Source organism: Maritimimonas rapanae (assembly GCF_057837205.1).
Genome location: NZ_JBYQFI010000002.1, coordinates 190,414 through 210,831, shown reverse-complemented (window position 1 = coordinate 210,831; position 20,418 = coordinate 190,414). Strand labels below are relative to the sequence as shown.

15 protein-coding genes are annotated in these 20,418 nt (G+C 32.7%); 2 read left to right on the top strand and 13 right to left on the bottom strand.

Annotated elements, in window-relative coordinates; genetic code table 11:
• Positions 1-37: 37 nt before the first annotated feature.
• The 8 genes from AC3IF2_RS10980 to secDF all read right to left on the bottom strand — a co-directional run bounded on the left by AC3IF2_RS10980 (position 38) and on the right by secDF (position 10,734).
• Positions 38-577, bottom strand: a complete 540-nt coding sequence (locus AC3IF2_RS10980) for a DUF1697 domain-containing protein (RefSeq protein ID WP_489167248.1) — start codon at positions 575-577, stop codon at positions 38-40.
• Positions 577-2,598: a S9 family peptidase gene (locus tag AC3IF2_RS10975; protein WP_489167246.1), complete on the bottom strand. Its 2,022-nt coding sequence runs from the start codon at positions 2,596-2,598 to the stop codon at positions 577-579. Before AC3IF2_RS10975 ends, AC3IF2_RS10980 begins: the two co-directional genes overlap by 1 nt.
• 60 nt (positions 2,599-2,658) lie before the next feature.
• A complete protein-coding gene (locus AC3IF2_RS10970) occupies positions 2,659-3,750 on the bottom strand; it encodes an alanine racemase (protein WP_489167244.1) in 1,092 nt (363 codons plus the stop codon).
• Positions 3,751-3,771: 21 nt separating this feature from the next.
• Complete coding sequence (locus tag AC3IF2_RS10965) at positions 3,772-5,094, bottom strand: hypothetical protein (RefSeq protein WP_489167243.1); 1,323 nt, start codon at positions 5,092-5,094, stop codon at positions 3,772-3,774.
• 98 nt (positions 5,095-5,192) lie between these two features.
• Positions 5,193-5,384: a cold-shock protein gene (locus tag AC3IF2_RS10960; RefSeq protein ID WP_489167242.1), complete on the bottom strand. Its 192-nt coding sequence runs from the start codon at positions 5,382-5,384 to the stop codon at positions 5,193-5,195.
• 112 nt (positions 5,385-5,496) lie between these two features.
• Positions 5,497-6,489 (bottom strand): GTPase ObgE, encoded by a 993-nt coding sequence (obgE, locus tag AC3IF2_RS10955; protein WP_489167240.1) that lies wholly within the window; start codon positions 6,487-6,489, stop codon positions 5,497-5,499.
• Between the two features lie 93 nt (positions 6,490-6,582).
• Positions 6,583-7,695 (bottom strand): adenylate kinase, encoded by a 1,113-nt coding sequence (locus AC3IF2_RS10950; RefSeq protein WP_489167239.1) that lies wholly within the window; start codon positions 7,693-7,695, stop codon positions 6,583-6,585.
• An 81-nt stretch (positions 7,696-7,776) separates the two neighbouring features.
• Positions 7,777-10,734: a protein translocase subunit SecDF gene (secDF, locus tag AC3IF2_RS10945; protein WP_489167237.1), complete on the bottom strand. Its 2,958-nt coding sequence runs from the start codon at positions 10,732-10,734 to the stop codon at positions 7,777-7,779.
• A 199-nt stretch (positions 10,735-10,933) separates the two neighbouring features.
• On the opposite strand from secDF, the gene AC3IF2_RS10940 reads away from it, so the two are divergent.
• On the top strand, positions 10,934-12,610 hold the full coding sequence (locus AC3IF2_RS10940) for a formate--tetrahydrofolate ligase (protein WP_489167236.1): 1,677 nt from the start codon (positions 10,934-10,936) through the stop codon (positions 12,608-12,610).
• 69 nt (positions 12,611-12,679) lie between these two features.
• Positions 12,680-14,563, top strand: coding sequence for a M61 family metallopeptidase (locus tag AC3IF2_RS10935; protein WP_489167235.1), 1,884 nt, complete (start codon positions 12,680-12,682; stop codon positions 14,561-14,563).
• A 76-nt stretch (positions 14,564-14,639) separates the two neighbouring features.
• Here AC3IF2_RS10935 and mdh read toward each other — a convergent pair whose 3' ends face one another.
• The 5 genes from mdh to AC3IF2_RS10910 form a co-directional block, all read right to left on the bottom strand.
• Positions 14,640-15,566, bottom strand: a complete 927-nt coding sequence (gene mdh / locus AC3IF2_RS10930) for a malate dehydrogenase (protein WP_489167233.1) — start codon at positions 15,564-15,566, stop codon at positions 14,640-14,642.
• 55 nt (positions 15,567-15,621) lie between these two features.
• A complete protein-coding gene (gyrB, locus tag AC3IF2_RS10925) occupies positions 15,622-17,562 on the bottom strand; it encodes a DNA topoisomerase (ATP-hydrolyzing) subunit B (protein WP_489167231.1) in 1,941 nt (646 codons plus the stop codon).
• A 232-nt stretch (positions 17,563-17,794) separates the two neighbouring features.
• The gene (locus tag AC3IF2_RS10920) at positions 17,795-18,160 is read right to left on the bottom strand and encodes a hypothetical protein (RefSeq protein ID WP_489167230.1); all 366 of its coding nucleotides are present in this window, start codon (positions 18,158-18,160) and stop codon (positions 17,795-17,797) included.
• A gap of 177 nt (positions 18,161-18,337) precedes the next feature.
• Positions 18,338-18,691 carry a hypothetical protein gene (locus AC3IF2_RS10915; RefSeq protein ID WP_489167229.1) on the bottom strand — a complete coding sequence of 118 codons (354 nt, stop codon included), beginning with the start codon at positions 18,689-18,691 and terminating at the stop codon, positions 18,338-18,340.
• A gap of 427 nt (positions 18,692-19,118) precedes the next feature.
• Entirely contained in the window at positions 19,119-20,387 is a 1,269-nt protein-coding gene (locus tag AC3IF2_RS10910; protein WP_489167228.1) for a sensor histidine kinase, read from the bottom strand.
• Between the last annotated feature and the right edge of the window lie 31 nt (positions 20,388-20,418).

The window sequence follows — 20,418 nt, the reverse complement described above, 5'->3', positions numbered from 1 at the left end:
CAAAATATTTACATTATTCATTTTATAACAATTATTGCTAATTAGATAGTACAAACAATTTATTAACCGTCCGCCAATTACGAGAAGATGCTCTAACTTTTAGTTTATTTTCAAAAAAATTATTGCTCATTTTGGCATTACCTGCTCCGTTTGCAGCATAATAAAAGATGACTTTGTCATCTAAAATGTACTCTTCTGGGCTGTAATCATAAGTGGCTAAAACATCAATATTTTCTTGCAAAGGGTTTTCCTGTAAAAACACCACATAAAACTTTTTTGGGTCTTTAGTTGCATCTTTTTTGTATGGGTTATTATTAGCAGCAGACTGTATTTTCTCTGGAGTTAATACAATAACAGTTACATCAAAACCAAAATCATCTAACATTAGTTGATGAATGGTGTTTTCAAGTTTTTTAGAATCATTTTCGTTTGACTTAAAAACAATATTGCCACTTTGTATATAGGTAACTACATTTGTAAAACCGAAACCTTCAAAAGAAGCCTTAAGCTCTACCATTTTGATCTTTTTTTGACCACTTACATTAATACCACGCAATAAACAGATGTAAGTTTGCATTAGTTGTTTCTATACTTTTCAAACCAAGCAATTACATGATCTACTTTGGTAATTAATTGACTTGGTCGTCTAGCAATACCATGATAAGCTCCTGGTATTTCTACTAAGGCAGTTGGTATTTTTCTGATTTTTAAGGCACCATACAATTGTTTAGCTTCAGATAATGGCGTACGTAAGTCAGATGTACCTACCATCACCAATGTAGGGGTTTCAATATTACCAACTAATGATAGCGGTGAAAATTTCCAATAGGTTTCAAAGTTTTCCCAAGGTTGACCTGGGTAACGATAATCAGCATAATAGAAATAATTATCAGCCACTAAAGTTTTGCTAATCCAGTTCATTACAGGTTTTACAACAGCCGCGGCTTTAAAACGATTGTTCTTGCCGATCATCCAAGCAGTCATAATTCCACCAGCGCTGCCACCCGTAACATATAATTCATTTGTGTCTATATTACCTTTGGCAATTACCACATCAACACCATCCATTACGTCGTTATAATCTTCACCAGGGTAATTATGATACAGTAAGTTACCAAACTTTTCTCCATAACTAGTACTTCCACGAGGGTTAGGATAAAAAACGATATAACCAGCTGAAGCATACAGTTGAATTTCTGGAGAAAAACGATCGCCATAATTAGAGATCGGGCCACCATGATTTTCTACTAATAGTGGATATTTTTTTGAGGTATCAAAATTAGGAGGATAGACGATCCATCCTTGAATTTTATTGTCATCTACAGAAGAATTATACCAAATTTCTTCGGTCTTACCTAAGTTTCTATAGGCTAAAATATCATCATTTAAATGCGAAATAACCTGAGATTTTTGTCCTTTTGAAACAACGGCTATTTCTGCAGGATGATATGGTGTCGAATACGTATATGCTATTTTACCAGTATTAGAAATAGTATATGACCCTCCACCATATGGTCTACCAATTGCAACGCCACCCAAATTATCAGCCACCTTAGTTGTTTTCCCAGAAAGGGTAGTGTACCCTATTTTAGTATTTCCTTTATCATCATATTGAAAATAGATTCCTTTACCATCTGAACTCCATTTCAAATTAGATTTACCTCTGTCTAGATTAGTATTGATTATCCTCTTATTAGAACCATCAATATTCATTAAGTAAATTTTATTTACTTGATAAGTTTGTATTTTATCATCATAACCCAAGTAGGCCAGTTGTTTGCCATCTGGTGAAAGAGCAAGGCCAAAATCAGGACCATTTCTATCGGTTAAAGCTGTAACTTTTCCGGAAGCTTTATTAATGGAATATACTTCAGAATTTCTGGTCTCATATTCCCAGTTGTCATTATGATTGCCACTAAAGAATAAATCTTTACCATCTTTAGACCATTGTGGGGCACCGAAATTTTTATCTCCACTTGAAATTTGTCTAGCTGAACCACCTTCAGCATTAATAATAAATAGATGTCTAAATCCTGGTTTTGTGTAGCCAGAACCATCGGCTTCGTATTTTAATCTAGTAGTTACTCTAGGATGATCTGCCCACTTAGCACCTTTAGGCTTTTTAGGTGGTTTCACCAAAGAAGGTTGTTTACTGTCTATTTTCATGGTAAAAGCAATCTGTTTACCATCAGGAGACCAAGTTAAGGCACTCGGTGATTTTTCGAGTTGTGTTAAACGAGCAACTTTGTTGGTGTTAATCCAATACACAAATATTTCTGAGCCATTTTCAGTACTACTTGTAAATGCAATTCTTGTTCCGTCTGGAGACCATTTTGCATTTGATTCATTTGTATCATTGCTTGTTAGTTTTGTGTGATTAGATCCATTTACATCCATTAACCATAAACGAGATGTACGATTGTCATTCATAATATCAAATCCACTACGTTGATAGACTATTTTAGTTCCGTTTGGTGAAATTTCAGGATTGTTTGCCCATTCCAATTCAAAGACATCTAAATTTTTAAAAGATGTTTTTTGTTGAGCTTGAAAGGAAAAACTAGTAATAACAAATAAGAGAAAAAGTAAATTGCGCATAGTTTAAAATTTATGGAGTCTAAAGTTAGGGAAAGAAAATAATTTTAAAGCACTTTAGATTTAGAATCTAAATCTGCTGATTTTTTCACCTTTTGTTGTTATATAATGGTTATATAGGTTGGCGGCTGTGCATATATGTACAGGTATAATTTTCACAATATCACCGATAGAAACAGAATCTATAAATGAAGAGGGCGCATGTAGAATACCATGTTCTTGCGAGAGTTTTTTTAGATAAACATTTTCGATAGTTTCTCCCCAACTATTAGCTTTGTCTTTAACGGCATACCCAAATACTTTTTCTCCATTCATATCAATTAAAATGTCGGATGCAAAATGAACACTACCACCATAGATTACAATTTCATTTTTCTCTTTATGGATGGCAACGACAGGACATGCAATAACAGAGGCTATTTCATCAATGGTACAACATCCTATTTGTAGCATTTTACAATCATAAAAAACAAAAACTCCAGGACGAATTTCATCTACTTCTGAAAAATCTTCTATAGTAGAACATGTTGGTGTGTCACCAACAGATACAATCAAGTTTGAGAATTGCTTATTGAAGAGCTCCTTTAGTTTTATAATTTTAGAAACACTTTTTGTATGAGTTTTTTCAATTTCTTGTTGTGATCTACAATTGTAACTATGTCCAGCATGACCTAAGAATCCTTTAAAAGTAATATTCTTACTTGAGGCTAGTTCTTCAACAACCATTGAAATTTGGTTTGTATTTTCTGGTTCTATACCAGCACGATTATTGCCAATGTTTACTTTAATAAAAGCGTTGATTTTTGCCTTCAATTTTGAGTCTAATTGTTGAACGACTTCTACAGACTCAACCAAAATATTTAAAACAATTGAAGATGCTAATTCATTGATAGTTTCAATCTCTAAGACATTTATTGGAAAAGCCACCGTGATATCTTTCCAACCACTTTTAACAAAATAGCGGGCCATTTCTAAAGAGGAAACGGTAATTTTAGTTACACCACACTCTTTGAACCATTCACCTATTTGTTGAGATTGGTGAGTTTTAAAATGTGGTCTAAATTCAATATTATTTCTTCTGGCTTTGTCAGCCATTTTTTTAATATTGGCTCTACATTTTTTCTCATCAAGTAGTAGGGTAGGTTTGGTAATCATTAAAGTAATTTAAATGAATGACTAATCTTTAAAATGCCAAAATGGGATTGTTATAAAACTTCTAACAATTGTGTCTTTTTTTCTGTAAACATCTCGTTTGATTTTCAAGATATGTTTTCCTTCTGTGATATTTTTTATATTAAGATAAGTTTCGAAACCAAACTCTTTGGTGTTGCTTTCACCTAGGATAAAATCAGATTTATATTGAATAGTATCTATAAAAACTTTATAGGTATTATTAAATGTTTTTAAGTACTCTCTCTTTAAACTATCTCTTTTGTTAAAATTAATTGTAGTGTTTGTAAAGGTTACATCGGTATATAGCCCTCGCTTGTCTTTTTCAGGTTTCAATCCTTTATTTCTTGCAAACATGCGATCTTCTATAGCATCAGAAAAGACAACAAACACTTTAAGGTAAGAATCCTTAATTGTTTTTGAAGGAATAGCAGCAGTTTTAATAAATTCTCCTTTTTCGGTAAGCATATCTTCATAGTTTCTTTTATTGGCCATATACTCGCTCGAATTATGAGTTCTTTTAAAGTAATTAGATTGTTTATCTTCAATAGATGTAATCATTAATAAAAGAATATAAATAGGCACCAATGCTAAACTTATTCGCCTGCCAAACTTATTATCTAAAAAATTATAGAGTAACGGACGATAAAGAAATGAAAGTGTTATAAAACTAAATATCCAATAAATTGGGAAGTAGATCTTCGAGATCCATTTTTTACGTTTTAAAAAACCTTGTGTTAAGAAGTCAATAAATGTTAATGTCATTCCAAATAGGATAAATAAAACTAGCGGAATACCTATAGCTTTCCCTAACCATTCGGGAATGTTTTCATTATCCATCAAATATTTAATCGAAACTATTAAAACAATTATGGTAAATGCAAAAGCTAAAACATAGAAAATGAGCAAAAAAGAAATAGCAAAAATTACACTACAGTAATTTTCTAGAGTACCAATATATTTATCAAACGAACCAATTTTTTTCCTTAAATAATTTGTGAATTTTTGGCTGTATTTTAATTCATCGTAATCTATATCTCCAGAAACATAACGTAAACCTAAAGCACCAATCCAAAGCCCTCTTAAAATAACATGTAATAGTAGGTTTAATAATAAAATAGCAATTGACAATTTTAAAAACATAAATATTAAACCACGATATACCAGATCATGATGTTGCGCTTCTTTTATTGCAATTTCAACAGGCTCGTATGCAGAAAATAAACCGAAAATGGCAAAACCAGATATTAATAGTTCTAATTGCCAGCTTTCTTCTTGAAGTTTTTGTAATAGTTTTTTAAAGGCAGGGTTGTTAAAATCCTTACTCATGTTTAGTTAATTGATGGTGTAAGATACTAACTTTTAAAAATAAAAAAGCCTGTCAAATTAATGACAGGCTTACTTCTTGTAAAACGGTAATAAATATATTATACTACTTTTACGTTTACTGCGTTCATTCCTTTTCTGCCTTCTTGTAAATCGAATTCTACTGTATCACCTTCACGAACTTCGTCGATTAAGCCAGAAACATGTACGAAATGCTCTTTACCAGATTCTTCTTCGGTAATGAATCCAAATCCTTTAGAGTCATTAAAAAATTTTACGGTACCTCTACCCATGATAATAAAATAATAAATTAATAAAGTGCAAAGGTAGTATATTGAAATCCAATAAAACGGATTTTTAAAAAAAATTTAATTTGTTAATGATGGTGAGCCTTGACTTAACAGTTTAAACATTAAGCATTTGCCATAGTTTATCTTTTAATTCGGTCAAGCCGGATTGAGCAATTGAAGAGATAAATATATGATCAATTCCTTTAGGTAATTCTTTTTCGATTTCTTCTTTAAGCTCTTCATCGAGCATGTCAGATTTAGAAATTGCTAATAGCCGATCTTTATCTAATAGTTCTGGATTGTGTTTTTTTAGCTCATTTAAAAGAATATCGTATTCTTTAGAAATATCTGCGGAATCTGCCGGAATAAGAAATAGTAAAGTAGAATTACGTTCTATGTGGCGTAAGAAACGATGACCTAATCCTTTACCTTCTGCAGCACCCTCAATAATTCCAGGAATATCAGCAACTACAAAGCTTTGAAAATTGCGATATTCGACGATACCTAAATTAGGTTTTAAAGTTGTAAAAGCATAGTCAGCAATCTTTGGCTTGGCTGCTGTAATTACTGAAAGTAATGTTGATTTACCAGCATTCGGAAAACCTACTAAACCTACATCTGCCAAAATTTTCAACTCCATTTGAAACCAACCTTCTTGACCAGGTATACCAGGTTGAGCATAACGAGGAGTTTGGTTGGTTGAAGATTTAAAGTGCCAATTACCACGACCACCCATACCACCTTCTACCAATATTTTTTCTTGACCATCTTCAGTGATTTCGAAGAGCTGCTCTTGCGTTTCGCCATTTCGTATAATGGTACCTAACGGTACATCAACATAGATATCTTCACCATCTTTGCCGGTGCTACGTTGTTTACTACCATCACCGCCATGTTCTGCTTTAAAGTGTTTTTTGAATTTTAAGTGGTATAACGTCCACATATTTTTATTACCACGAATGATTACATGGCCGCCACGACCTCCATCACCACCATCAGGCCCGCCTTTTTGAATATATTTTTCGCGATGTAAATGCACAGAGCCTTTACCTCCTTTTCCGGAAGTTGCAAAAATTTTAATATAATCTACAAAGTTGCCTTCAGTCATGTTGTTTTTGTCATTCCCGCTAAAGCGGGAATCTTTTTAATTGGAACTCCATTTTCTAATGGATTCCGCATCAAGTGCGGAATGACAAGTTAACTAAAGCTTATCAATTACTTTGCATAAACGCTCTGTAATATCCTCTATAGTTCCAACACCGTTTACCCCAAAATATTTGTCTTGATCTTGATAGTAGTGCTGCAAGACAGCTGTTTTAGTGTTATATTCGTTAAAGCGATTTCTAATCTTCTCTTCGTCTTGATCATCGGGCCTGCCACTTGTTTTACCTCTTTCTAATAATCGTTCAACTAATAAATCTTCGGGAACCTCAAGAGCGACCATTCCGTTTATGCTTTCTCCTTTTTTAGCTAAAAAAGCATCTAAAGCTTTGGCCTGGTCTTCTGTGCGAGGAAATCCATCAAAGATAAATCCATTGGCATCTGGATTTTTATCTACTTCAGCCTCCAGCATATCAATAGTTACTTTATCAGGAACTAAATCGCCTTTATCCATAAATGACTTGGCTAGCATTCCTAATTCGGTTTCATTTTTTATGTTATATCTAAACACATCTCCAGTAGAAATATGTACAAGATTGTATTTATTCTTTAATAGATCAGCTTGCGTTCCTTTTCCTGCACCTGGAGGGCCAAATAATACTATGTTTGTCATTCGTTGTGTTGTTAATTGGTAAATATCTGCTAGATTTCTTCCTAGACCATTATAATCTAATCCGTAACCAACTATAAATTTATCTGGAATTGAAATTCCGATATAATCTATTGGTAACCCTTTGCGGAAAACATCAGGCTTAAAGAAAAGGGTGGCAATTTTTAGTTGTTTTAATTTTTTGTTTCTAAAGATTTCATAAATCTCTTCAAGTGTGGTGCCTGTATCAATAATATCTTCTAGTATAACCACAGTTCTACCTTCTAGATCTTCATTGATTCCAACCAATTGTTTTACGTTACCTGAAGAATTTTCACCTTGATAAGATGCTAATTTCACAAAAGAAACTTCGCAATCGCCATTATAAGTTCTTATAAAATCTGCAGCGAACATAAAAGAGCCGTTCAATATTCCAACAAAAATTGGAATTTCACCAGCTATATCTTTTTCAATTTGTTTAGCCATTTTATCAACAGCCACATTTATTTTATCTGCTGAAATAAATGGTTTAAAATATTTGTCGTGTAATTTAATTGTATTCATATTTCTAAAAAGATCAAACCGTTTTGAACTACTGTTTTAACAGTAAACACAAAACGGCTCAGTCATATATTTTAGTTTAGATTACTTCTTTTTTGTCAACTTTGTAGTTGTATCGTACATAATTGGAGAAGCAATAAATAATGATGAATAGGTACCTACTATTACACCAATGATCATTGCGAACATAAATCCTTTAATAGAATCACCACCAAAAATAAAGATCGATAATAATACGATTAACGTAGTTAACGAAGTATTGATAGTTCTACCTAACGTAGTACTTAAAGCTTTATTTACAGTATTTGCAAATGGCCAAGAAGGGTGCTTTTCAGCAAACTCTCTAATTCTATCGAAAATAACCACGGTATCATTCAATGAGTAACCAACTACGGTTAAGATTGCAGCAATAAACGATTGACCTATTTCCATATCGAACGGCAACACTTTCCAGAATAGTGAGAATATCGCTAATACAATTAATACATCATGAAAAACCGCCGCTACGGCACCTAAGCTATATTGCCATTTTCTAAATCTTAATAAGATATATAAAAATACTACAATTAGAGACCCTATAATAGCCCAAACAGCTTTTTGCTTAATATCATCGGCAATTGTTGGACCTACTTCAAAGTATTTCATAATACCAATTTTATCATCGGCTTGATCTGGACCTATTTTAAAACCTTCTAAAGAAGATCCATCTGGTAAATATGATTGTAATCCTTGAAATAATAATCCTTGAATTTCATCACTTACAGTAATGGCATTATCATCAACTTTATAATCAGTTGTTATTTTTAATTGATTAGCACCACCATATGTTTTTACTTCTGGAGCGTCACCAAATACTTCTTTTAGAGAAGTTCTTACTTCTTCTGGGCTAACAGCTTGGTCAAAACGTACGGTATAAGTTCTACCACCTTTAAAGTCTACACCTTGGTTAAATCCTTGAGTAAAAATAGACCCTAAACCAATTATAATAAGTGTGGCAGAAATTATATAAGCAAGCTTACGTTTCTTTAAGAATTCAACACTAATATTTTGGAACCATCCTTTAGTAATGTTTGTATTAAAGGTCATTCCGTAATCTTTGTTTGCAGCCCAATCCACTAGTAATCTTGTAATAAATACAGCTGATACTAATGAGGTGGCAATACCGATCATTAATGTAGTAGCAAAACCTTTAATAGGTCCTGAACCAAAAACATATAAGATAACACCAGTTAAAAATGTAGTAACATTAGCATCGATAATTGCTGATAAAGCTCCTTTTAAACTAAACCCTTCAACAATTGCTTCTTTTAATACTTTACCACGAGCTAAAGCTTCTTTAATACGCTCATAAATAATTACATTCGCATCAACTGCCATACCAATTGTGATGATGATTCCGGCTACACCAGGAAGTGTTAATACCGCTCCAAAAGCAGTTAATACACCAAAAATGAATAAGATGTTAAGTATTAGAGCAATGTCTGCAAAAATACCAGCTTTACCATAGTAAAAGATCATCCAAACCAATACTAAAGTTAGAGCAATTAAAAATGCTACAACACTGTTATTAATAGATTCTTGACCTAAAGAAGCACCAACTACAGAAGATTCTATAATACGAGCTGCAGCAGGAAGTTTACCAGACTTTAAAGCATTTGCTAAATCTTGCGCTTCTTCTATAGTAAAGTTACCAGAGATAGAAGTTCTACCATTAGGAATTGGCTCATTAACATTTGGAGCAGAATACACGTAATCATCAAGAACAACAGCAACGAATTTACCAACATTATCTTCTGTCATCTTACCCCATTGCTTAGTACCTTTGCTATTCATGTTCATGCTAACCTGTGGATTTACACCCAACTGGTCAAATACTTGACTAGCATCAGAAATTACGTCTCCATTAATAGGAGCAATATCTTCACGATTTGATTTTATAGCATATAAGTTAATTAGCTCAGAATCTGTTATTGGTTTGGCGTCCCATAAGAATTTAGCATAAGTCATGTTTTGAGGCAATAATGCTCTAACCTGAGGCATTGCTAAATATTTATTTACAGTAGCTGTATCTTTTATACTAGCATACGCAACCGCAGAACTACGTTGATTTTGATTCTGTGGGATATTAGGAATCATTACTGAGAACAAAGGACTAGCAGCCTTTGTATCAACGGAGTCTTGAACTTCACCTAATAATTCGTCTATTTCTGCATCTTTAGAAATAGTAGTATCTCTTTCTTCTTCTGGAGCTTCATCTTTTAATAATTCAGCTAATGTTGTATTTGCTTGAATAAAGAAGTTTGAAGTTTCTGTATTTTCAAAGACTTCCCAGAATTGCAATTCGGCAGTACTTTGTAATAATTTTTTTACACGATCAATATCTTTAGCACCTGGTAATTGAATAGAAATTCTACCAGATTCACCTACTTGTTGAATACTTGGTGAGGTTACACCAAAACGGTCAATTCTACTACGTAATACTTCAAAAGCAGTATTAATAGAACCTTTAACTTCTTCTTTAAGTACTGCTTTAACTTCATTATCAGGCATTTTGAAGTTAATCTTATCTTTTAAAGATTTATTACCAAAAATGCTTGGATCACCCAATTTTACATTTCCATCACTAGCTTTATCAAAAGCTTCGAAAAATAATGTCAAATAATCACTATCACTATTACTTTGAGCAGCAGTTGCATCAGCTAAAGCTTTATTAAAAACAGGATTTTTAGAACCGTTAGATAGCCCAACTAAGATATCTCTAACTGCAATTTCTAAAGTGGCATCGATACCGCCTTTAAGGTCTAAACCAAGATTTATAGCTTTATCTTGTACCTCTTTATAAGTATATTTTGTATATAAATAATTGGCAATTGGCAAATTAGATACCGAATCTAAATATACTTGTTCTTTTTTAGCATCACCATCAGCATATATCTTGGCATCATTTTCAATTGTATTATTTACCCATGTAAATGATAAATAATACACACATATCAATCCAAAAATGATGGCTAATGTTTTAATAAGTCCTTTATTCTGCATTCTCTTTTCTGTTTAAAAATCTTCAATTTGTAATTAACGCGCAAATATAGTATTTCGTTAATGAATAGCCAATTGTTTTGCACTTTTTTCTTTATCAGCTTTTTACGTCAGAAATCTCTGAAAATAATGGACTTAGAGATGCTATTCACAAGGCTTCTCGAGGTAAATTTTATATATTAGCAAACTCAAATTTTTTTACATGTCACACCTTACCGATATTGAAATTGCTCAGCAAAATAAAATGCAACATATTAAAGATGTAGCTGCAAAAATTAATATAGAAGAAGATGATCTAATCCTTTATGGAAAGTATAAAGCGAAGCTTCCATTAGATTTAATTAATGAAGAAAAGGCTAAAAACAACAATTTGATTTTAGTTACAGCTTTAACACCTACGCCAGCTGGAGAAGGAAAGACAACCGTTTCTATTGGATTAACCGAAGGGTTAAATAAAATCGGTAAACAGACGACAGTAGTTTTACGCGAACCTTCTTTAGGGCCAGTTTTTGGTATTAAAGGAGGAGCAGCCGGTGGAGGATATTCTCAAGTAGTACCAATGGAAGATATTAATCTGCATTTTACAGGTGATTTTAATGCAGTTGAAAAGGCTAATAACTTATTATCGGCATTAATTGATAATAATTTACAAAGTAAGGTAAATAATTTAGGGATAGACCCTCGTACCATTGCTTGGAAACGTGTGATTGATATGAACGACAGAGCCTTACGAGAAATCACTATAGGTTTGGGGGGTATTTCTAACGGAATTCCACGTGAAGACGGTTTTAATATCACACCTGCTTCTGAAGTTATGGCTATTCTTTGCATGGCGAAAGATTTTGATGATTTAAAATGGCGTTTGGGTAATATTTTTGTTGGATTTACCTTTAGCCGTAGACCTATTTTTGCGAGTGACTTAAAAGCTGAAAACGCTATGGCAATCTTATTAAAAGATGCTATTAAACCAAATTTAGTGCAAACATTAGAGCATAATCCAGCTATTATTCATGGTGGTCCTTTTGCGAATATCGCACAAGGAACAAACACTATCATTGCTACTAAAATGGGACTTTCATTATCAAATTATGTAGTAACGGAAGCTGGCTTCGGAGCTGACTTAGGAGCAGAGAAATTTCTAAATATTAAATCGGCATATGCGGGATTAAACCCTAAATGTGTTGTGCTGGTTGCTACAATTAGAGCATTACGTCATCACGGTGGTTCACCAAAAGAAGAATATAACACACCAAGTGTTGAGCGTGTAGCAAACGGATTTGCAAATCTTGAAAAACATATTGAAAATATTAGAAAGTTTAATATTGAACCAGTAGTTGCTATCAACAGTTTTATAAGTGATACTCAAGATGAAATAGATTTAGTAATAGATAGATGTAAATCTTTAGGGGTTAATGCCGTTGTTTCTAAAGGATGGGCAGAAGGAGGAAATGGAACACAAGATCTTGCTAGAGCCGTAGTTGATGTGGTTGAAAATAAAGCTACTCAGTTTAAACCACTATACCATTGGAAGACACCTGTAGTTGAAAAGATTGAGAAAATTGCACGAGAAATATATGGAGCAGATGGCGTTGATTTTGACAATAGAGCTAAACTCAATTTAAAACGAATTGATCGTTTAGGGTTTAACGATTTTGCTATTTGTATGGCAAAAACACAAAAATCTTTTTCTGATAATGAAAAATTAATCGGACGCCCGTCTGGGTTTAGAATTACAGTTCGAGAAATAGAGATTGCTGCAGGGGCAAGATTCTTAATTCCAATTTTAGGTAAAATGATGCGTATGCCTGGCTTACCTGGTCAACCGGCTTCAGAAAATATGACCATAGATAATAATGGTGTAATTTCAGGATTATCTTAAAGAATTAGTTAAAAAGTGTAACACAATTTCCTTTTTTAATACTAATTATAAAATTAAAAATTTTATACAATGAGAAATACAATGATGCTTTTACTTGCAGCTATTTTGGTTAGTTGTGGTACTGTAAAAACAGCAACATCAAACGACTTAGCTACACAAGTTCCAATTGAATCATTTATTGATTTAATGAAAGTAACAGATGATAAGGTTCCTGTTACTATCAACCCTGGGCGATTTACTACAGATACAGTTACATATCGCCTACCTAAAGTGGTTCAAGGAACATATGAGGTAAGTGATTTCGGATATTTTATTGATGATTTAAAAGCCATTGATTATGATGGGAATGAAATACCTGTAGAAAAAGTATCGACTAATACATGGACAATTAACAATGCTACTAAATTAGATAAGATCACATACTTAGTAAATGACACATTCGATGTAGAAAAGAATAAAGAAATTAATACACCATATTCAATGGCAGGGACTAATATAGAACCTGACAACTATGTTTTAAACCTTCATGGTTTTATTGGGTATTTTGATTCTTTAAAGAACAGCCAATATAAATTAGATGTTGCTGCTCCTAAAGACTTTGTGCGAACTTCAGCTTTACAAGTTACCAATAGTAAAATAAGCGAAGACGGAACTACACTAACCTCTAGCTACTTTGCACCTAGATATTTTGACATCACTGATAATCCGATGATGTATGGAAGCTTAACTGTAGAAGAGTTTAATGTGGGTGATATTAAAATTGTATTAAGTGTATATTCTCCTAACAAGCTTCATTCTGCCAGTACACTTAAGAAGACAATTGAAAAGATGATGCAAGGTCAGAAAGCCTATTTAGGAGATATCAATAGTACACCTCGCTATGATATTTATGTTTATTTAGCTAGAAATGAAGAAGATTCTCCAACAAAATTTGGCGCTTTAGAACATCATACTTCTACCGTTGTGGTAATGCCAGAATCTATGCCAGAAGAAGCATTATCAAAAAGTTTAGTAGATATTGTTTCTCATGAGTTCTTTCACATCGTTACTCCTTTAAGTGTACATTCTGAAGATGTACACTATTTTGATTATAATCAACCGACCTTTTCTAAGCATTTATGGATGTATGAGGGGCTTACAGAATATTTCGCAACGCTGTTTCAAGTAAACCAAGGGCTAGTTTCAGAGGACGAATTTTATACAAAGGTAATGGGTAAGATTAATACATCTTTAGGGTACAATGATGCTATGAGTTTTACGAAGAAGAGTGAGAATATTCTAGAAAAAGAATATGCAGATAACTATGGTAATGTATATCAAAAAGGAGCTTTAATAGGCATGTGTATAGATATTTTGATGCGAGAAGAGAGTGATGGTAATAGAGGTATTTTAAGTTTAATGAAAGAATTATCTTTAAAATACGGAAAGAATAAACCGTTTGAGGATGATAAAATTATTGATGAGATTGTTGCTATGACATATCCATCAATTAGTGAATTTTTTAATACTAATGTAATAGGATCTACTCCAATAAATTATAATACCTATTTTGATAAAGTTGGATTAGAAATTTCTGAAAGCAAAGTAAAAACTAATTACGTTCAAAACGCAGGTGCTTTAATTTTTGGAGCTGATCAAGAAAAAGGAGCTATTATTTTTAATGACTTAGTTGCTGATAATAGTTTTTGGAATGAGCAAGGTGTACAACCTAAAGATGTAGTTAAATCTGTTAATGGTACTGAAGTTACATTGCAAAATGCTAATCAGGTTTTCGGACAAGTTTTTGGGTGGCAACCTGGTCAGGAAGTAGAAGTAAAACTTGAAAGAGCAGGCGAGGAGATTGTTATAAAAACTAAATTAACGCAGTCTTATACAAAAGGAAAAAAACTAGCTCCAAAAGAGAATGCTACAGAAAAGCAAACTAAATTAAGAAACGCTTGGATAAAAGGTTGATTGTTTATCAATTCACAAAAAGATTAATAAAAAAAACCAGCCGATCGGCTGGTTTTTTTTATTTTATTGAAAAGGATTATAATTCTAATAATCCATTTGTTTTAGATACTCCTGTAGCAGATTCTTGCATATGTGCTTTTTCTGCTTCGCTCAAGTCAATTTCAACTACCTTTTCAATTCCATTTCTACCTAATACCACCGGTACACCGATACAAAGATCAGATAAACCATATTCGCCATCTAAATAAGTAGAGCAAGGGAATATTTTTTTCTGGTCACAAGCTATTGCTTGAACTAAACCAGAAACCGCAGCTCCTGGAGCATACCAAGCAGAAGTACCTAATAATTTAGTAAGTGTTGCGCCACCAACTTTAGTATCTTCTTTTACTTGATTTAATCTTTCGTCAGAAATAAATTCTGAAACATGTACAGAATTACGTGTAGCTAAACGTGTTAAAGGCACCATTCCTTTATCAGAATGTCCTCCGATAACCATTCCGTCTACATCAGAAATTGGAGCTCCTAAAGCTTCAGCAAGACGATATTTAAAACGAGCAGAATCTAATGCGCCACCCATACCAATAATTCTATTCTTTGGTAAATCAGTTGTTTTATGTACTAGATAGGTCATTGTATCCATTGGGTTAGATACCACGATTATGATAGTATTAGGCGAATGCTCAATTAAACTTGATGATACAGATTTTACTATACCAGCATTAATACCAATTAATTCTTCACGTGTCATGCCGGGTTTACGAGGAATACCAGAAGTAATTACACAAATATCTGAATCTGCAGTTTTACTATAATCACCTGTTGTACCAGTAATTTTAGTGTCAAATCCGTTTAACGAAGCAGTTTGCATTAGATCCATTGCTTTTCCTTCAGCGTACCCTTCCTTAATATCTAATAAGACTACTTCAGATGCAAAATCTTTAATTGCTATATACTCTGCACAACTAGCGCCAACCGCGCCAGCTCCTACAACTGTTACTTTCATTTTTTAATTATTGTTTTTGTGTTGTTTAGATTTCCATTTTCATGGAAAAGGTTAATTAAATATCAATATTTGCGTAGATCGCATTATTTTCTATAAATTCTCTTCTTGGCGGAACATCATCACCCATTAACATAGAGAAAACTCTATCAGCTTCAACACCACTATCGATCGTTACAAGACGCATCGTTCTAAATTCAGGATTCATAGTAGTTTCCCATAATTGCTCAGCATTCATTTCACCAAGACCTTTATAGCGTTGTATGGAAGCACTACCACCAAATTTTTCTACCAATGCATCACGTTCTTCATCATTCCAAGCATATTCTTTTTTAGCGCCTTTCTTAACTAAGTACAATGGAGGAGCAGCAATATACACGTAGCCTTCTTCGATCAATTCCTTCATGTATCTAAAGAAGAAAGTTAATATAAGCGTTGCAATGTGACTACCATCTACATCGGCATCACACATAATTACAATTTTATGGTAGCGTAATTTTTCGAGATTCAAAGCTTTGCTATCTTCTTCGGTACCTATGGTAACTCCCAGTGCAGTAAACATGTTTTTGATCTCTTCATTTTCAAAAACCTTATGTTGCATAGCTTTTTCAACATTCAAAATCTTACCACGTAAGGGTAAAATTGCTTGAAAGTTACGATCACGTCCCTGCTTTGCCGTACCACCTGCAGAATCACCCTCTACTAAGAAAATTTCACATTTTTCTGGTTCACTCCAAGCGCAATCAGAAAGCTTACCTGGTAGACCACCGCCACTCATTACGGTTTTACGTTGTACCATCTCACGTGCTTTGCGAGCAGCATGGCGTGCTTGAGCAGCTAAAATAACTTTCTGAACTATTATTTTAGCATCGCTAGGGTTTTCCTCTAAATAATTGGTTAACATCTCTGAAACAGCCTGGCTTACAGCAGAAGTAACCTCTCTATTCCCTAATTTGGTTTTGGTTTGTCCTTCAAATTGAGGTTCAGCTACTTTTACAGAAATAATTGCTGTTAATCCTTCACGGAAATCATCACCGGCAATTTCAAACTTTAATTTGTCTAACATACCAGAAGATTCAGCATATTTCTTTAAAGTACCTGTTAATCCTCTTCTAAATCCTGACAAGTGTGTTCCTCCCTCGTGTGTATTAATATTATTCACATAAGAATGTAAATTCTCTGTATACGAAGTATTATAAACCATAGCTACCTCTACAGGAACACCATTTTTTTCTCCCTCCATAGAGATCACATCAGATGTTAATTGCTCTCGTGTAGCATCAAGATATCGAACAAATTCTTTTAGTCCTTCGGTGCTATGAAAATCTTCTCTAATAAAGTTACCTTCTTCGTCTTTTTCACGTTTATCAGTAATAGATATTTTAATTCCTTTATTTAAAAAGGAAAGCTCACGCATGCGGGTCGATAGTGTCTCGTAACTAAAATCTATTTCTGCTTGAAATATGGTGTCATCAGGCGAAAAGGTCACCATGGTTCCATTTTCATTAGAATCACCTACAGTTTTTACAGGATAAAGTGTTTTACCTTTTTCATATTCTTGTTCCCAAATCTTCCCTTCGCGATAAACAGTAGCTTTTAAATGATTTGACAATGCATTTACAACAGATACACCTACACCGTGTAAACCACCAGAAACTTTATAAGAATCTTTATCGAATTTACCACCTGCACCAATTTTGGTCATTACTACCTCTAAAGCAGAAACGCCTTCTTTTTTATGCATACCTACTGGTATACCACGACCATTATCTTTTACGGTAATTGAATTGTCTTCGTTTATCCAAACATCAATTGCATCACAATGGCCAGCCATCGCCTCATCAATTGAATTATCTACTACTTCATAAACCAAATGATGGAGTCCTCTTATACCTACATCACCAATATACATAGACGGACGCATTCTTACATGCTCCATCCCTTCTAATGCCTGAATACTATCAGCTGAATAATTCGGTTTTTTTGCCTCTTCACTCATATTATTTATCTCTCTTTTTTACGTATTTTCAAAAACATACAAATATAAGAAAACACGCTCGGTTGAGTGTGTTTTTTGAGCTGCATAATAACGTAAGTTATTAACAAAAATTAGAAAATTAAGATAGTAATTTGTCTCTGTATTTTACAAAAAGAAATAGCTTAAAATCTTACTAATTATTTTAAGCTATTTCTAACCCTACTATGAGCCATTTTTTAAATGATCTCTCTTACTATTTTGAACTTTTTTCTTTCTTATGCTTTTTGTGAATTTCTTTTTTCTTTAGAACTTTCCCATCTGCGTCGATTCCAACTTTTAACCACTTTCCATCTTTTTCTACTTTAGCATAATACATAACACTACCATTATCGGCTTTTGTTTTGTAAGCTTTTTTAACATTGTAGTCGGCAAATGATTCTTTTAAAGTTGCTTGAACAGCTTCAGGAAGATCAGCTGTTGCTACTTCAGCGTAATCTTTTTTTGCTTTCATTTCTTTTTTAGCAACTTTTTTAACTTCTTCTTTTGCTTCTTGAGCAAATGCGGTGGTTGTTGTAAGGCAAAAGATTGCTAATACAAATAGAATGCTTAATTTTTTCATGATGTGTAGTTTAAATTAAAAATAGTTTTTGTTTGTTGCTCAAAGTTAGGTTTTGAATCTAAAGGAAATCTAAAAAAATGCTCAATTTTATGTTAAAAAAAGCATAAAAAAAACATGTTCTAAAAGAACATGTTTTTAAAATGTATAATAATACAAATAATCAATATGGTTTGAATTTTAGTTTAGTCCAGCAAGAGAGGTTTTGGTTTCACCTTTAATTTCTCTAATAACATGACCATCTTTGTCTACAGCTATAGTAAACCATTCTCTGTTTTTTTGAAGTTCGATAAAGTATATAACATCTTTATTCTTTGTCTTATAAGCCTTTGTTACAAAATGTTTGGCATAAGAATTTTTAAGGGTTTCTAATACCCTAACTGGAATTCTACCTACATCTACCTTGGTTTTTTTAACAACAACTGCTTCTTGTTTCTCTTCTACTACTTCTGCTATTTTATTTTCTTCTTTTTCTTGGGCGTAACTTATTGCGCATAGAAATGAAAAAAAGAATAGAATGCTTAATTTCTTCATAAATTATAAATGTTTTAAGCTAAAATTTAGCTTTTGTTTGCAGAATCAAAAGTACAGTGCGATTCTAAAGAAAATCTGAAACAGAAGGAGCTTTTATGTTAAAGTTTACAAAATAAAAAAACACGCGATTAGCGTGTTTTTTTTGTATTAATAACGCGGAAGTTATTAACTTAATTTAGAGTATATGTTTAGTTTTTAATCTACTTTTTAAAAGAAATAGTCTAAAACTTTGAAGCAATTTTAGACTATTTCACCCTACAAGCCATTAACCGAATTAGCTTTCTATTCTGATTGATTAATTTTTTAATTTTTCCCCTTATGCCATTAATCGAAAAATAAAAAAGTTATTTATTTTGATCTCAATCAGCGAAAGCAATCAATTATATAAACCAAATGTATAATAAGAATCTAAAGAAATTCTAAAGATTTAAAAGCGCACCATAATCTGATGTTGTTTGTCTGCGTATGTATAGTCGATCTTCCATTCATTGATATCACATATCTTCTTAACAATAGCTAAACCTAAGCCAGAAGAATCTGGCGATGAGCTCTCTTTTTTAAAGCGATTAAATAAATTTTTTGGATCAATTTTTAACTCATTACCCGTATTAGAAATAAAAAAATATTGTGGTTTAAGCTCTATATTTATTGAGCCTTTAGAGGTATTGTGTCTTATTGAATTCGACAATAAATTTGTAATAAGCATATCAATTAGTGTGCTGTTAGTAGATAAAAAAGTATTAGGTTCTAATTTTTTTGTTACTGACAGCTCTTTTTGAAAAATAAAATCCTCATAATTTTCAATCTTATTATTAATCAGCTCAGTTAGATTAATGCTCTCTATTTCACTGAATTGGCGATTTTCAACTTTTGCCAAGGTTAATAATGTTTTATTAAGCTTAGAAAGCCGTTTGCCAGCTTGATAAATAGATTGTAGTTGATTGATTTCTTCTTCATTTAGGTTTTCAGATTGTAATAACAACTCTATTTTCGATTGCATAATGGCCAATGGCGTCTGCATTTCATGTGAAGCATTTTCAGTAAATTCTTTTAGATTATTAAAATCTGAACTTACTTTTTTAGTCAAATTTTCTATCGATTTATTCAACTGCTTAAATTCATCGATGCTAGATTCTTGTAATTCGATGGGCTTTTGATCTTGAATAGAAAAATTTGTTAAATTATTCAGGTTATTATGAAAAGGATTCCAAATTTTCTTAGCAATTCGTGTGTTAAAAAACCATAATCCGGTCAAGAGCAAAAGGATAATAATTATTGTAGAGGCAGTAATCAATGTTACATAAACTTGATTTCTTTCTAAAGAGTTTCTTGTAACAATTTTATAACGAATACCTTGAAGGGTTTCGTAGGAAGTTAATTGACGATATTTTTCAAAATCTTCTGCTCCTTCTACATCATCTATGGCATGAAATATTAATGTGTCTTTATAAATTAGTGTGTCATTAGGGTATAATCTATTTTCAGCCTCTGTTAATTCTTCGGGTTCTTCGAAAATGGTTAGAGGATAATCATACTTAATACGTTTAGCAACTACTTCTTTGTTGTACAATAATTTTTCGTCCAGACGCCGATTCATTACTGTTGTTAAAATTATTGCTAAAAGAATACCACCTAGAACAAAAATTGCAATTGATAAAAATAAATAAGCCCTACCTGTTCTTTCAATAAGTTTCATATTCCTCTTCCACGAAAGTGGAGATATTATA

Bases quoted from the DNA above. Each gene is read 5' to 3' on its own strand.
- AC3IF2_RS10980 (WP_489167248.1), bottom strand. From the start codon at position 577: ATGCAAACTTACATCTGTTTATTGCGTGGTATTAATGTAAGTGGTCAA.
- AC3IF2_RS10975 (WP_489167246.1), bottom strand. From the start codon at position 2,598: ATGCGCAATTTACTTTTTCTCTTATTTGTTATTACTAGTTTTTCCTTT.
- AC3IF2_RS10970 (WP_489167244.1), bottom strand. From the start codon at position 3,750: ATGATTACCAAACCTACCCTACTACTTGATGAGAAAAAATGTAGAGCC.
- AC3IF2_RS10965 (WP_489167243.1), bottom strand. From the start codon at position 5,094: ATGAGTAAGGATTTTAACAACCCTGCCTTTAAAAAACTATTACAAAAA.
- AC3IF2_RS10960 (WP_489167242.1), bottom strand. From the start codon at position 5,384: ATGGGTAGAGGTACCGTAAAATTTTTTAATGACTCTAAAGGATTTGGA.
- obgE (WP_489167240.1), bottom strand. From the start codon at position 6,489: ATGACTGAAGGCAACTTTGTAGATTATATTAAAATTTTTGCAACTTCC.
- AC3IF2_RS10950 (WP_489167239.1), bottom strand. From the start codon at position 7,695: ATGAATACAATTAAATTACACGACAAATATTTTAAACCATTTATTTCA.
- secDF (WP_489167237.1), bottom strand. From the start codon at position 10,734: ATGCAGAATAAAGGACTTATTAAAACATTAGCCATCATTTTTGGATTG.
- AC3IF2_RS10940 (WP_489167236.1), top strand. From the start codon at position 10,934: ATGTCACACCTTACCGATATTGAAATTGCTCAGCAAAATAAAATGCAA.
- AC3IF2_RS10935 (WP_489167235.1), top strand. From the start codon at position 12,680: ATGAGAAATACAATGATGCTTTTACTTGCAGCTATTTTGGTTAGTTGT.
- mdh (WP_489167233.1), bottom strand. From the start codon at position 15,566: ATGAAAGTAACAGTTGTAGGAGCTGGCGCGGTTGGCGCTAGTTGTGCA.
- gyrB (WP_489167231.1), bottom strand. From the start codon at position 17,562: ATGAGTGAAGAGGCAAAAAAACCGAATTATTCAGCTGATAGTATTCAG.
- AC3IF2_RS10920 (WP_489167230.1), bottom strand. From the start codon at position 18,160: ATGAAAAAATTAAGCATTCTATTTGTATTAGCAATCTTTTGCCTTACA.
- AC3IF2_RS10915 (WP_489167229.1), bottom strand. From the start codon at position 18,691: ATGAAGAAATTAAGCATTCTATTCTTTTTTTCATTTCTATGCGCAATA.
- AC3IF2_RS10910 (WP_489167228.1), bottom strand. From the start codon at position 20,387: ATGAAACTTATTGAAAGAACAGGTAGGGCTTATTTATTTTTATCAATT.